At 44.8% G+C, this 12,956-nt stretch carries 10 protein-coding genes; 6 read left to right on the top strand and 4 right to left on the bottom strand.

The annotated features are described in order from the left end of the window. The first annotated feature begins 111 nt into the window (after positions 1–111). Positions 112–2,211 (top strand): TonB-dependent receptor domain-containing protein, encoded by a 2,100-nt coding sequence (locus KT990_RS05005; RefSeq protein ID WP_180085146.1) that lies wholly within the window; start codon positions 112–114, stop codon positions 2,209–2,211. Between the two features lie 36 nt (positions 2,212–2,247). Here the strand turns inward: KT990_RS05005 and KT990_RS05000 are convergent, their stop codons facing one another. After that, the gene (locus KT990_RS05000) at positions 2,248–3,249 is read right to left on the bottom strand and encodes a hypothetical protein (protein WP_218209251.1); all 1,002 of its coding nucleotides are present in this window, start codon (positions 3,247–3,249) and stop codon (positions 2,248–2,250) included. Between the two features lie 14 nt (positions 3,250–3,263). Continuing rightward, positions 3,264–4,301 carry an alpha/beta fold hydrolase gene (locus tag KT990_RS04995; RefSeq protein WP_180072010.1) on the bottom strand — a complete coding sequence of 346 codons (1,038 nt, stop codon included), beginning with the start codon at positions 4,299–4,301 and terminating at the stop codon, positions 3,264–3,266. Positions 4,302–4,610: 309 nt separating this feature from the next. On the opposite strand from KT990_RS04995, the gene KT990_RS04990 reads away from it, so the two are divergent. After that, positions 4,611–5,225, top strand: coding sequence for a carbonic anhydrase (locus KT990_RS04990; RefSeq protein ID WP_005096244.1), 615 nt, complete (start codon positions 4,611–4,613; stop codon positions 5,223–5,225). Positions 5,226–5,268: 43 nt separating this feature from the next. On the opposite strand, the gene KT990_RS04985 is transcribed toward KT990_RS04990, so the two are convergent. Then, entirely contained in the window at positions 5,269–5,898 is a 630-nt protein-coding gene (locus KT990_RS04985; RefSeq protein WP_005096245.1) for an arylesterase, read from the bottom strand. A gap of 11 nt (positions 5,899–5,909) precedes the next feature. On the opposite strand from KT990_RS04985, the gene KT990_RS04980 reads away from it, so the two are divergent. Together KT990_RS04980 and KT990_RS04975 are read left to right on the top strand one after the other, a co-directional pair. Then, complete coding sequence (locus KT990_RS04980; RefSeq protein ID WP_005096248.1) at positions 5,910–6,635, top strand: ABC transporter ATP-binding protein; 726 nt, start codon at positions 5,910–5,912, stop codon at positions 6,633–6,635. A gap of 1 nt (position 6,636) precedes the next feature. After that, positions 6,637–9,129 carry an ABC transporter permease gene (locus tag KT990_RS04975; protein WP_218209250.1) on the top strand — a complete coding sequence of 831 codons (2,493 nt, stop codon included), beginning with the start codon at positions 6,637–6,639 and terminating at the stop codon, positions 9,127–9,129. Between the two features lie 51 nt (positions 9,130–9,180). Here the strand turns inward: KT990_RS04975 and KT990_RS04970 are convergent, their stop codons facing one another. Further along, on the bottom strand, positions 9,181–9,999 hold the full coding sequence (locus KT990_RS04970) for a rhomboid family intramembrane serine protease (RefSeq protein WP_159138416.1): 819 nt from the start codon (positions 9,997–9,999) through the stop codon (positions 9,181–9,183). Positions 10,000–10,077: 78 nt separating this feature from the next. Here KT990_RS04970 and mtgA point away from each other — a divergent pair, with 78 nt between their 5' ends. Together mtgA and ppk1 are read left to right on the top strand one after the other, a co-directional pair. Then, positions 10,078–10,752, top strand: a complete 675-nt coding sequence (gene mtgA, locus KT990_RS04965; RefSeq protein ID WP_005096252.1) for a monofunctional biosynthetic peptidoglycan transglycosylase — start codon at positions 10,078–10,080, stop codon at positions 10,750–10,752. 111 nt (positions 10,753–10,863) lie between these two features. Continuing rightward, positions 10,864–12,945, top strand: a complete 2,082-nt coding sequence (gene ppk1, locus KT990_RS04960; protein ID WP_100355284.1) for a polyphosphate kinase 1 — start codon at positions 10,864–10,866, stop codon at positions 12,943–12,945. Positions 12,946–12,956 lie beyond the last annotated feature (11 nt).

Genomic DNA, 12,956 nt, shown 5'->3' with positions numbered 1-12,956 from the left:
ATAAATGTTAATGATAATAATTATCAATAGTAATTGCATTTGTGGAAATCCCTGTTACACTTCGCAACCGAATAAACATGATCTCTTCATAACTCTTAGGACGTGCAAGGTATGAATAAGCCCTTCTTAAAAACAACTTTAGCTTTCGCAGTATTTACAGCAATGACTGTTTCAGTCCAAGCGCAAGACCAAGTTACTGAAGAAAAAGAGGGAATCGTACAGGCTGATGCGACCAAATTACAAACGATTGTGGTGACTGCGAGTGGACAGGCAGTTGATGTTAAATCTGCGCCAGCTTCAATTAGTGTCATTACGGCAGAAGACATACAGAAACAGCCTGTTTCAAGTCTGGCCGATATCTTGAAACGCGTGCCCGGCGTAACAGGGGGCCTAAGTTCAAATGGGGCAGGTTCAAAAATACAATTACGCGGGATGCCTGACAATTACACGCTGATCTTAATTGATGGTAAACGTGTGGGCTCTTCTCGAGATACCAATTATCGTGCAAACCTAGGACATCAAGATCTAAACTGGGTGAGACCAGAAATGATTGAACGTATTGAGGTTGTACGTGGACCCATGTCTTCTTTATATGGCTCTGATGCGATGGGTGGAGTGATCAACATCATTACCAAAAAAATCCCTTCAGAATGGGGTGGCTCATTGACCTTAAACCATACCATGCCAACGACATCTTCGGATTTAGGGCGAACCATTCAATCAGGACTCGTGGGATATGGCCCTTTAACCGATACACTAGGTATGCGTGCCACAGTCGGGATCACTGAACAGGAAGCGGATCAAGGCTATCAAACCTCTGACCGTAATCTTCCCGGAATGGCAGGAAGTAAAGCAACCGGACAATCGGGTAGTCGTGATCAGAATGCGAACTTAAAGTTCGATTATACGCCGAACGATATTCATAGCTTATCTTTAGAGCTGGGTTATGGCTTGCAAGAGAATAATGCCTCGACCACGCCTCAGGTGGTGGATGGTAAAGAACAGGCTTTATTAGCATGGGGTCCATCTGAGTTAGAACATCGTTCAGTGTCTCTATCACATGATGCTCAATGGGGTTTCGGTGATTCAAAAATTACGGCTTACTACAATGATTATGATCAAAGTCAGGTGACAGAGACTGGGCCGACCACACAAAAATCCAAGGAAAGCATTGTAGAAGCTAATCTCAATATTCCGTTTAAATTAGGTGTGGAGCATGTTGCAACAGTGGGAGGTCAATGGAAATCAGAAGAACTGGTTAATACCCGTAATATTGGGCTGGCTATTCCAAGTTATGACGGCAAAGAATATGGTTCAGAGCTAGAAGGAGATACCTGGGCATTGTTCGTTGAAGATAAAATTGTTTTTAATGATCAAGTCAATTTGACCCTTGGTAATCGTTTTGATCATCACGATAAATTTGGCACACATAATAGTCCACGTGCTTATTTGGTGGTGCAACCAAATGATGCATTGACCATTAAAGGTGGTGTTGCTCAGGGCTTTAGAGCTCCTTCACTCAAAGAGAATACTGCAGGTGCAGCGACGCGTTCAGGGGGGAATGGATGTACATCCTTGAAACCTTTAGGCTATGTATCGGGCGGATGTTATATGGCGGGTAATGCAGACCTGCAGCCTGAAGAAAGTACCAACTATGAACTTGGATTTAATTTTGCTCAAAATGATTTTGATCTCGGTTTAACTTATTTCCACACAGATTTTAAAAATAAAATTGAATATCGTGCTTTAGGAGAAATTAATGGGGTGTGGTGGACACAATATCAAAATGCTGAAAAAGCGCGTGTACGGGGCTTGGAAGCAAGTGTGGCATTACCACTTTTAGAGAATTTAAGCTGGAAGACCAATGCAACCTATTATTTTGAATCAAAAAACTTAGTGACTGGCAGAAATCTTTCAACGATTCCCGAGTTATCCGTTTATAGTGCACTCAACTGGACTCCCACTGATCCACTTTCATTGGAACTTGCAGCGCAATATACCGGTGAACAATATACGGCAAGTATTGAAGATACGGTAGTGATGCAAAAACCACATACGGTATTTAACTTATCTGCGAATTATGAAGTGAACGATCAAGTGACTGTTCGAGGTGGTCTCAATAATTTATTTGATAAAAAATTAGTAAATGCTTCAAATGATTATTATCTGGATCGTCAGGAAGTCTTTGTCGGACTGACTTATAATTTCTAAACAGTTTAAAAGCCGCTCTCGAGCGGCTTTTAAACTTTATACTTTAAGAATCTTCAAAGTATCTTCTGAATAATAAAACTGTTCCAGATATCTGCGTGTACGTTCACGTAAATGACCTTGTGAAACCATCTGTTGAATGATCGGGCTCAACAATTGCTGTAACTCATGCTGGATTAAGGCTTCATCAATATTCAGATCACGCAGTAAGCTGTCAAAAGTATGTTCCTGATTGCGTACATACCAGGTATGAACTCCATCATGAACTTGCTGTTTTAGATAATCCGTCTGACGCAAATGATCCCAGATCTCATGTCCTAAACCGACTGTCTGATTTAAATCCTGAAGCTCAATATAATTTTTCAATACCGATACCGGCATATCTTTAATTTTATGCCAGAGATTGGCCTGAAAATGATAAAGTTTTTCATCATCAAAGTGCTGGTTCAGCACATGTTCACTCATCTGGCTCAGTTTTAAAATATTCTTTTGCAGATAACGCGCAATAGTACTGTCCAGATCCGTATCGGTGACATTTTCCAGTACCGACTTGCCCATTTTCATAAAACGGGAAACCCCGGGCACGCTTTTAGCGATGACAGAATTATCCAGATAATCCTGAATGGAATGCTGGATCAGTTGCGTGATCATGGCCGAAAATGCCGGATTATTCACGACGGTCTTAATCAGACGCTGACGATGGCCACTTTTACTGGCAACATATTGTGCGATTTTATCCACGGTCAGGACTGGAATCACATCGGCAATTTGGGTCGTATCATTGGCCGGATGCACCAGTGCAAAACGGATATGCTCAGCAATCTGTTCAATCAGAAAGCTGCTGGCAGCAGTATCCAGAATCTGTTTTTGTAAAAGCTGATGAATCAGATCACAGCTCCATAGATCTTTCAGGTTCTGTTTACGTAACCACATATAAAACGCATGAAACTCAGTTTGAATCGTTTCAGATTGAGAAAATGCCTGATCGAGAAAATCAAGTTGAGCATCGATCAACTGCTCAATCATCGGGTGTTTCTGCATAACGGCTCTGAAACTTAATTTAAAGGAATGAGTTTATCAGCAAGCGGGTTTTTTAGGGTCTGGGTCTTGGCCAGAAAAGGCAAATAATGTTGTGCCACCTGTTTTTCTGCTTCCAGAATCGGTATATGCCCGACATTGTTCAGAATCACTGGCGTTTCGGCACGTTTCAACAGGGCATGCAGTTCTTTAACCACTTCGACATTGATGATCCGGTCCTGTCTGCCCCATAAAATCAAGGTCGGTGCTTCAACTGTGCGGGTCAGGCGGGCAAAGGTTTCCGGTGTGTAAATCCGGTTCAGCATCACGACCTGATCAATCGATTTACTGGTCTGCTCAGAACGTGAAATCAGCAGTTTTTCCTGTGCATACTGGAGCTGATAAGGAATCACCGGCGGGTTCTGCATCAGCTGTCTGGAGACATCTTGCAGATCACCGGGCTTGCTGACGATCAGGTCTTTTAGGGCTTGCGGGTCTTTGGTATAGGGCGTATTGCCCATTTTATACAGGCCGGCACTATTGATTAAAAACAGGCTTTGCGTATCGAAGGGATATTGTGAGGCATAGACCGTGGCAATCGATCCCCCCAGGGAATGTCCGGCAATATGTAAATTCTCGTCTACATTTAAGGTTTCAATGAATAAACGCATCTGAAAAGTCACATTGGGCACAGAAACATCGAAATTCTCCGGAACCTTGGTATCGCCGTTGCTCGGCAAGTCAGGAATAATCACATGATAATGTGGAGTCAGAAACTGTGCGACCCGATTCCAGTTATCTCGCGTTCCTGCCAGACCATGAATCAGCAGAATTGAAGGCTTGTTCTTTGCACCACCTTCACTGTAGCTCCAGGTCACATCACCGATTTTAAGTGTCTTGGATTGAAGTCCAGCCTGTGTTCGTTCCTGCAGCAGATGTTGTTGTAATATTTTGGCAGGCTTTTCATTCGGCTGGCTAAACATATATTGACTATGTGCAAAGCTCGGCAATGCCATCGTAAACGCGACTAAGGTCGAGCAGATTATTTTCGAGCGCAACTTTATTATTTTCTTCATTGGCACATTCCCCAAAAAATACACAGCGAGCAAATTGCTCAAATACTTCCATGTTGTAAATTTGCTATTTCAGTCAAATAAAAACATTATTCTTCATTCTATTTTAAATCAATCCTGGCGCTTGTCACCCATTAGTTTTTTGCTGAACAGCATTGAATGATTTTAAAATGTGATGTGCTGCACATAAAACCCCTGCTGAAATGAAATTACATAAATGTTAAAAATTTAAGCAGCTAAGATTTTTTGCAAGTGACATTCAAAAAAACTGGCAGTAAAATATTGCAACTAAAACATCGGTGATAGAAAAGAATGCTCACAGCTCAAGAAGCTTTAGAACGTCTTAAACAAGGGAACCAACGTTTTGTCAGCGGTGATACCTCGCATCCAAAACAACTGAGCCACCAACAGCGCGCAGAAATGGCAGAGGATCAGAACCCATTTGCAATTGTACTGGGCTGTTCAGATTCGCGTGTCCCGGCTGAAATGGTTTTTGATCAGGGTCTCGGTGATCTTTTTGTGATTCGTGTTGCAGGCAATATTGTCGCACCATCACAGGTCGGGAGTGTTGAATTTGCGGCGGAACGCTATGACTGCGCTATTGTTGTAGTCTTAGGTCATAGTCATTGTGGCGCGATCCAGGCCACCATTGATACCTTAATGTGCCCAGATTGCCCGCCGTCGGCAAACCTGATGTCGATTGTAAATCGAGTACGTCCTTCTGTTGAAACCTTAATGCAAACTGAACTGAAAAATGACTTGGCAAAATTGTCCAAGCATGCCGTGCGTTCTAACGTATTTGCATCGGTTAACCAACTACGTCATGGTTCAGCAGTATTAGAAAACCTGATTGGGCAAGGACAACTCAAAGTGGTCGGTGCTGAATATTCACTGGAAACAGGTGAAGTATTGTTCTTTGATTTTTAGGCAAAATTTATTTAAATACAATCTAAAATAATTTAAAGGCGCTTTATAAAGCGCCTTTAATGTATGGATAGGCATTATTTAGCAGGATGGTTTGTGCTTTGGCATTTGGATGAATCAGATCCTTTTGCATCAGGGTTTTATTGCCGGCCACACCCTGCATAAAGAACGGTAACAATTTCACCTTATATTGCTGGCTCACTACCTTATAATTATTTTCAAAGGCCTTGCTATAGGCCTGTCCATAATTAGGCGGCATCTTCATACCAAATACCACGACTTTGGCCTTGGCTTTCTGGCTTTGCTGAATCAGGCTGGCTAAATTTTTTTGAATCATTTGTGGCGGCTGTCCGCGTAAGCCGTCATTACCCCCCAACTCAATGACCACAAGGTCTGGACGATGCGTCTGCAACAGTTTCGGCAGTCTGGCCAGCGCTCCACTGGTGGTTTCTCCACTGACACTTGCATTGACCACTTTATGCTGTTTCGGATACTGTTGCTCTAAACGTTTTTGTAATAAATGTACCCAGCCTTGTTGTGGCTGAATACCGTAACCAGCACTTAAACTATCACCTAAAATCATAATCGTCTTTGCTGATACCCCGAGCGGTAACAGGCACAGACTGAGCAAAAACAAGTAAGACAATACCCGAGTTTTCTGATTAAGATCTTTCATATAGGACACGTATGATTCAAAGTAGCAACGATTCGAACATCATGCCACAGGCGATTATTTCTGCCCAGAAATTGACACAAAAGATACAACTTTCACAAAAACAGCTGACTATTTTTGAGGATCTTGATCTGGAGATTATGGCAGGCGAGCAGGTGGCAATTACCGGTCGTTCCGGCTCGGGGAAATCCACATTGCTAGGCATTCTGGCAACGCTGGATCAGGCCAGTTCAGGCCAGCTCATCGTCAGTGGCGAGTCGGTTTCTACCTTGAATGAAGAACAACGTGCGTTGGTGCGCCTGAAAAATATCGGGTTTGTGTTTCAGTCTTTTCAGCTCTTGCCACATCTGACTGCCCTTGAAAATGTCATGCTGCCACTGCGTTTACAGCCCAGTTTCAAATATGCAGAAGCTGAACAAAAAGCCTTGGCGCTACTGCATAAAGTTGGTCTGGATCGGCAGGCACAACAAACCCCGAAAGTCCTGTCTGGCGGGGAGCAGCAGCGTGTCGCGATTGCCCGGGCATTGGTCAGTGAACCGAAAATTATTTTTGCCGATGAACCCACAGGCAATCTCGACGGTGAAACTGCCAAGGAAATTGAACAGCTTTTGTTTCAGTTGAATCGGGAACTGGGTACGACCTTGGTGCTGGTGACGCATGACCGCAAACTGGCACAGCAATGCCAGCGACATTTTGAACTGCTGAATGGCCAGCTGATTGAACATCCGAGTGGAGGATGAGATGAACCCTTTATTTCGTCCTCTACTCACACAAAGTTTTAAAAGTACCGGAATTTATCTGTTAATTATTGCCTTAACGCTGGCGATCAGTGCAACAACAGCACTCAAGTTTAGCAATGAACAGATTCAAAATGCAGTGGCCTTGCAGGCCGCAGAAATGCTGGCCGGTGATCTGGTACTTTCGGACAATGAGCCTCTACCAAAAGAATGGCGTGATCAGGCCAAACAGCTGGATTTACAGCAGTCAGAAGTCACTTTCTTTAGCACCATGGCCTATACCGATGAACAGTTTGTCATGGTCAATGTCAAAGCCATTGATCAGGCTTTTCCCTTGCGTGGCGAGCTGCAGCTGCAGCCTGCAAAAACGAAGATTCAATCGGGTGAAATCTGGCTCAGTCCACGGGCTATGGACCTGCTCAAAGTCAAACTGGGCGATCAGCTGAATATTGCCGATGCGGCGTTTAAAGTCACAGCCAAGATTGAACAGGATTCTAATCAGGAGCTCGGATTTTCTGGCTTTTCGCCAACGGTGATTATCTCCCAGGCGGATGTGGCGCGAACCAATGCGATTCAGGTGGGTAGCCGGATTGAATATCGCTTGCTCATGGCGGGTTCTCCAGACAGTACGCAAGAATATGAAGCTTTATTTAAGCAGCAGCTCAAATCCGAAAACGGCTCGGCTGAAACGCCAGCAGAAGTGCAGGGACAGGAATTTGAAGAGCAAAGCAGTCTCCGGTTACGCAATGCCAGTGAGGGCAATACCCGCTTAATGAAGCCGATTGCCAACCTGGATACCTTCCTGCAACTGGCCAATATTCTGACCATTCTATTATGTGGTATCGCGATTGCTCTCACTGCGCAGCGTTATGTCCAGCAGAATCAAGATCATATTGCCTTGATGCGTTGTATCGGTGCGACCAAACAGCAGATTTTATCGGCTTATCTGGCCTTGCTCGGTACAGTACTGCTGATTGCCATGTCGATTGGTACGGTGGTCGGCATTGGTCTGGGTTATGGGTTATTACAGTTAATGCTGCAACTGATTCCCAACTTAGAAATTGAATTCTCTGCTATGGCGATGCTGCTCGGGCCATTACCAGTCGCGATGCTGACCAGTGCGGTGGTGCTGTTGGGCTTTGTCATGCCGAGCCTATTGCAACTGTTGAACACGCCACCAATTCGAGTAATCCGCCAGCAGGAAAAATCAGTGCAATCCATGCTGTGGATGCTGCTGACCGGAACGCTGAGCCTGATTATTTTTAGCGTGATTTTAACCGAAAATCTGCTCCTGACTGCCTGGGTGATTGGCGCGATTATTGTGTTATGTGCAGTGTTGTATCTGACGGTATGGTTGATCTTAAAACTGCTGCGCAATCAGAAATTGAATCTGTCAGCCTATGTACGAACACCATCTCAAACAGCCTTACAGATTACCGCTTTGGCCTTGGGTCTCAGTCTGATTACAGTATTAGCCGTATTGCGCACAGATCTATTAGAGCGTTGGCAGCAACAGTTGCCGCAAGGTACACCAAATCAGTTTGTGTATGGTTTGCCGCCGTTTGACATGCCAGATCTAAAAGCTCAAATTGAGCAAAATGGCTGGAAAAGTACACCGCTTTATCCGAACGTTCGTGGGCGTCTGGTGGCCAAAAATGATCAGCCTTTTGCTCCAGAATTAGTCAAAAGCAATAATACTTTAAAACGTGAGCTGAACCTGACCCAGTCCGACAGCTATCCACAGGATAATGTGATTATTCGTGGTGACGCAGCTTTGCAACAGGTCGGCACGGTATCGGTCGAAGCCAATACTGCTGAAGAATTAGGCATCAAGATTGGCGACAAGCTCAGTTTCAGTTTGCCCGAAGGTGTGCTGGAAGCGAAGGTTATCAATTTAAGAACGGTCGAGTGGGAAAGTTTTAGTCCGAATTTCTTCTTTATTTTTGCCCCGAATAGCATGGATGCCAATGCCGGAAGTTATCTGGGCAGTTTCTATGTGCCGGAACAAGATAAGGACAAACTGGTGTCTGTGATCCAGCAATTTTCCAATACGGTGTTTATTGATGTCAGCCTGATTCTGGAAGAGATCAAGCGTATTGTGAATGTACTGGTGCAGATCGTGACGATTCTGGCCGTGTTGGTTAGTATCTCCGGTTTTCTGGTACTGATGGCTTGTCTGAACCTGCTCATGGATGAACGCAAACGTGAAGTGGCCTTGCTACGGTCATTTGGCAGCTCCAAACAAAAACTGAAAACCATGATGAGTCTGGAAATTGGTTTTATCGGACTGTTTGCCGGAGTGGTTTCCTGTCTGTTTGCCGAAGTGATTAGCGCAATCGCCAGTTATCGTATGGATTTAATGATTCAGCCACACTGGGAAATCTGGATTATCCTGCCGATTTTCATGACTGTGTTATGTGCGCTGATTGGCCGTTATCGTCTGAGCTATCTGTCGGACATTCCGCCCTTACAAAGCTTGCGTGAGATGAATCAGTAAGATTCATCTCCATGGCTTTTTAAATTCGCTGGCATTTAAAGCGGTAATGATTTAAAGCTGCAATTGTTGTCGCATCAGGTCGAGAATATCTTGCCACAGTGGGCGAATTGCTTCGATCAAGGCCAAGTTATGTTGATAAAGCAGCACACAGAGGCCGAAACCAATCACTAAAGCGATCAGATTGATCATGCGGCTATGCTGCATTTTTTGTCCGGCGTACCACAGCAAGGTTAAAAAAGCGCCCATCAACATGCCGCCAATATGTGCTGCATTGTTGATTCCGCTGATCATAAAGCCCATGGCCAGGTTCAGACCCATCACCATCACCAAGGTCTTTTTATCCAGAATAAAACGTTGCTGGGGCAGCATCGGCAACAGGGCCAATACCGTCAGTGAAGCGCCGAGTCCCATCACCGCACCGGATGCACCGGCACTGACCGCCGGCAATAAACTTGGGTTGGCCACACCCCCTGCAATCAGATCATAGCTGTCCTGAATGTTCATATAGCCACTGAGCAAACTGCCCATTAAGCCGGCACACAGGTATAAGCCAATAAAATACATCCGGCCAAACAGTTGTTCGGCAACACTACCAAAAATATACAAGGCCCACATATTCAACATCAGGTGAATCAGGCCAAAATGGAAAAACATGCTGCTAAACAAACGCATGGGTTCCGCTAAATAGGTTAAAGGTGCATAATCGGCACCCCAGAGAATCGCATCTCGGGTACTCGGCTGGCTGATATCCATACCATTGATGGCCTGCCAGCCAAATAATCCGACATTAATCGCGATTAAAATGGCCGTGATCCACCAGAGCTGCATTTCAAGTTTGCGGTGTACGACAGGGGGAGCGTATTTAGACATGCTATTTTTTTTGCTGTGATTGTATATTTCGAATAAGCTTAACACGAAAAATCAAATTTTCAGGAGTAACGCACTGACATGAAAGCCTTTCTGATCCGCACGATATTAGTCATCGTCAGTGTGATTTTACTGATTCAATTGTGGATCTTTGCCAGTCTGGCCTGGTGGCGAACCAATCCGGTCAATACCACCATGATGATGCGGATTGATTACTGGACGGAACCTTCCAAAGCCATTCAACATCAATGGCGTCCCTATGATGAGATCAGCCTGAATCTGAAACGTGCCATTGTCACTGCAGAAGATGGAAAATTCATTCATCACCATGGTTTTGACTGGGACGGCATTCAAACTGCGCTGAATAAAAACCGGGATCAGGGCCGGGTGGTGGCTGGGGGGTCTACCATTTCCCAGCAATTGGCGAAAAACCTATTTCTGGTTAATAAGCGTTCATTTGTACGTAAAGGCCAGGAAGCGGTGGCCACCTGGATGATGGAACGCATGTGGTCGAAACAGCGGATTCTGGAAGTCTATTTAAACTCGATTGAATTTGGTGACAATATCTATGGCGTAGAAGCCGCAGCCAAACATTATTTTGGCAAAACTGCGCAAAGCCTGACTCAGGATCAAGCGATCTTTCTGGCGGCCATTCTGACCAATCCAAAATATTTTCAGGATCATCGCAACTCCTCTGCCTTAAATGCACGCAAGCGCATGATTCAGCGTTATATGCGTTATGCAGAATTGCCTTAAATAATTATTTAAAGAAAAAGCCCAGTTTTTGGGCTTTTTTTTATGAAATTGTCATCAATTTGAAGCATACTTGAACTGATAAGCACAATTTTAAATCCGCATAGGTTTGATATGAATACGGCAGCCAGCACTACTTCAGCACAGCCCGAATATACATATAATGATCGTTATATAAATCGTGAACTGTCTATTTTAGACTTCCATTTACGCGTCCTGGAACAGGCTGTCGATCCTTTACATCCCTTGCTTGAACGCATGAATTTCCTGTTAATTTTCTCGCGTAATCTGGACGAATTTTTTGAGATTCGGGTCGCAGGAATGATGGAACAGTTAGATTTGGACAATGAAAGTCGCAGTCCGGATGGCCTGACCCCAAAGCAGGTGCTGGAACAGATTTCCAAAACTGCACATGCTGCGATTGAACGCCAGTACCGTATTTTAAATGAAGAAATTTTGCCAAAACTGCGTGAGGAAGATATCTGTTTCTTGCGCCGTGGTGAACTGACTCCGGCACAATCGGCCTGGGTGAAAAAATATTTTCAGGAACAGGTTGCGCCCGTCCTGACGCCAATTAGCCTAGACCCTGCACATCCGTTTCCACGTCTGGTGAATAAATCACTGAACTTTATTGTGACTCTCGAAGGTAAAGATGCCTTTGGCCGTCAGATTGATCTGGCTGTGGTGCCAGCGCCACGTTCGTTACCACGCGTGGTACGTCTGCCAGATGAATTAACCGATGGCAAAGAGCATCATGTGATGCTGTCCGCGATTATTCATGAACATGTTTCGGATCTGTTCCCGGGCATGACAGCGACTGGTTGCTATCAGTTCCGTGTCACGCGTAATGCCGATCTGGCCCTGAATGAAGATGTTGAAGATTTGGCTAAGGCGCTTAAAGGCGAACTCAGTTCACGCCGTTTTGGCCGTGCTGTACGTCTGGAAGTGACAGAAAACTGTCCGCAGCATATTTATGAATATCTGCTGAATGAATTTGATCTGGAAGAAGAGCAGCTTTATAAAGTCGCAGGCCCAGTTAATCTGGCGCGCTTATTGTCTAATTTCAAGCGCCCGCATTTACGCTATGATTCACATACCCCGATCATTCCCAAAGTACTAAAAAAATCTGAAAATATTTTTAGTGCCATGCAAAAACAGGATATCTTGCTGCATCATCCGTTTGAGTCTTTTGCACCGGTCATTTCATTGTTGCGTGAAGCTGCACGTGATCCACAAGTGCTGGCGATCAAACAGACCTTGTACCGCAGTGGCCCGGATTCTGAAATCGTGCAGGTGCTGGCGGAAGCTGCCCGCAATGGCAAGGAAGTCACGGCCGTGATTGAATTGCGTGCACGTTTCGATGAAGAATCCAATATCGAAGTGGCCAATGTCCTGCAAGAAGCCGGTGCGGTAGTGGTCTATGGCATCGTTGGCTATAAAACCCATGCCAAAATGATTCTGGTGGTACGCCGGGAAAATAATAAACTGGTGCGCTATGTGCATCTGGGAACCGGCAACTATCATGCCGGCAATGCGCGAATCTATACCGATTATGGTTTGCTCACCACGGATAAAGACCTGTGTGAAGATGTGCACCGTATCTTTCAGGAGCTGACCGGTATGGGAAAAATGGCCAAGCTGAAAAAGCTGTTACATGCGCCATTTACCTTACATACCCAACTCATTAATTATATTGATAATGAAATCGTGAATGCCAAGGCAGGGAAACCGGCGCAGATCATAGTTAAAGTCAATGCGCTGACCGAAATGCAGTTGATCAATAAACTCTATGAAGCTTCTCAGGCGGGGGTACAAATTGACCTGATTATCCGCTCGATTTGTAGTTTGCGTCCGGGATTGCCAGGTTTGTCTGAAAATATTCGGGTACGTTCGATTGTCGGGCGTTTCTTGGAACATACCCGCGTGTATTATTTCAGCAATAACGGTAATGCACGGGTTTACTGTTCAAGCGCAGACTGGATGGATCGTAACCTGTTTAACCGGGTCGAAGCCTGCTTCCCAGTAGAAGATGAAGCGTTGAAAAAACGCATCTATCAACAGGGGCTACTTAACTATCTGAAAGATAATCAGCAATCCTGGTTATTACAAGGGGATGGAACCTGGCTGCGGGCACAGCTGCAAGAAGGTGAAAAGCCACATAATGCTCAACGCATTTTATTGGACTTGTTTAAATAAATGCTCTCAAG

It is taken from the genome of Acinetobacter sp. F9 (assembly GCF_019195275.1).
Classification (GTDB): domain Bacteria; phylum Pseudomonadota; class Gammaproteobacteria; order Pseudomonadales; family Moraxellaceae; genus Acinetobacter; species Acinetobacter pseudolwoffii.
The sequence above is the reverse complement of the archived record's forward strand: the minus strand, read 5'-3'. Positions and strand labels throughout refer to the sequence as shown.

Excerpts from the sequence above, each read along its gene's own strand:
- mtgA (WP_005096252.1), top strand. The coding sequence starts at position 10,078 with ATGAAAGCCTTTCTGATCCGCACGATATTAGTCATCGTCAGTGTGATT.
- KT990_RS04995 (WP_180072010.1), bottom strand. The coding sequence starts at position 4,301 with ATGAAGAAAATAATAAAGTTGCGCTCGAAAATAATCTGCTCGACCTTA.
- KT990_RS04990 (WP_005096244.1), top strand. The coding sequence starts at position 4,611 with ATGCTCACAGCTCAAGAAGCTTTAGAACGTCTTAAACAAGGGAACCAA.
- KT990_RS05000 (WP_218209251.1), bottom strand. The coding sequence starts at position 3,249 with ATGCAGAAACACCCGATGATTGAGCAGTTGATCGATGCTCAACTTGAT.
- KT990_RS04980 (WP_005096248.1), top strand. The coding sequence starts at position 5,910 with ATGATTCAAAGTAGCAACGATTCGAACATCATGCCACAGGCGATTATT.
- KT990_RS05005 (WP_180085146.1), top strand. The coding sequence starts at position 112 with ATGAATAAGCCCTTCTTAAAAACAACTTTAGCTTTCGCAGTATTTACA.
- KT990_RS04970 (WP_159138416.1), bottom strand. The coding sequence starts at position 9,999 with ATGTCTAAATACGCTCCCCCTGTCGTACACCGCAAACTTGAAATGCAG.
- KT990_RS04985 (WP_005096245.1), bottom strand. The coding sequence starts at position 5,898 with ATGAAAGATCTTAATCAGAAAACTCGGGTATTGTCTTACTTGTTTTTG.
- KT990_RS04975 (WP_218209250.1), top strand. The coding sequence starts at position 6,637 with ATGAACCCTTTATTTCGTCCTCTACTCACACAAAGTTTTAAAAGTACC.
- ppk1 (WP_100355284.1), top strand. The coding sequence starts at position 10,864 with ATGAATACGGCAGCCAGCACTACTTCAGCACAGCCCGAATATACATAT.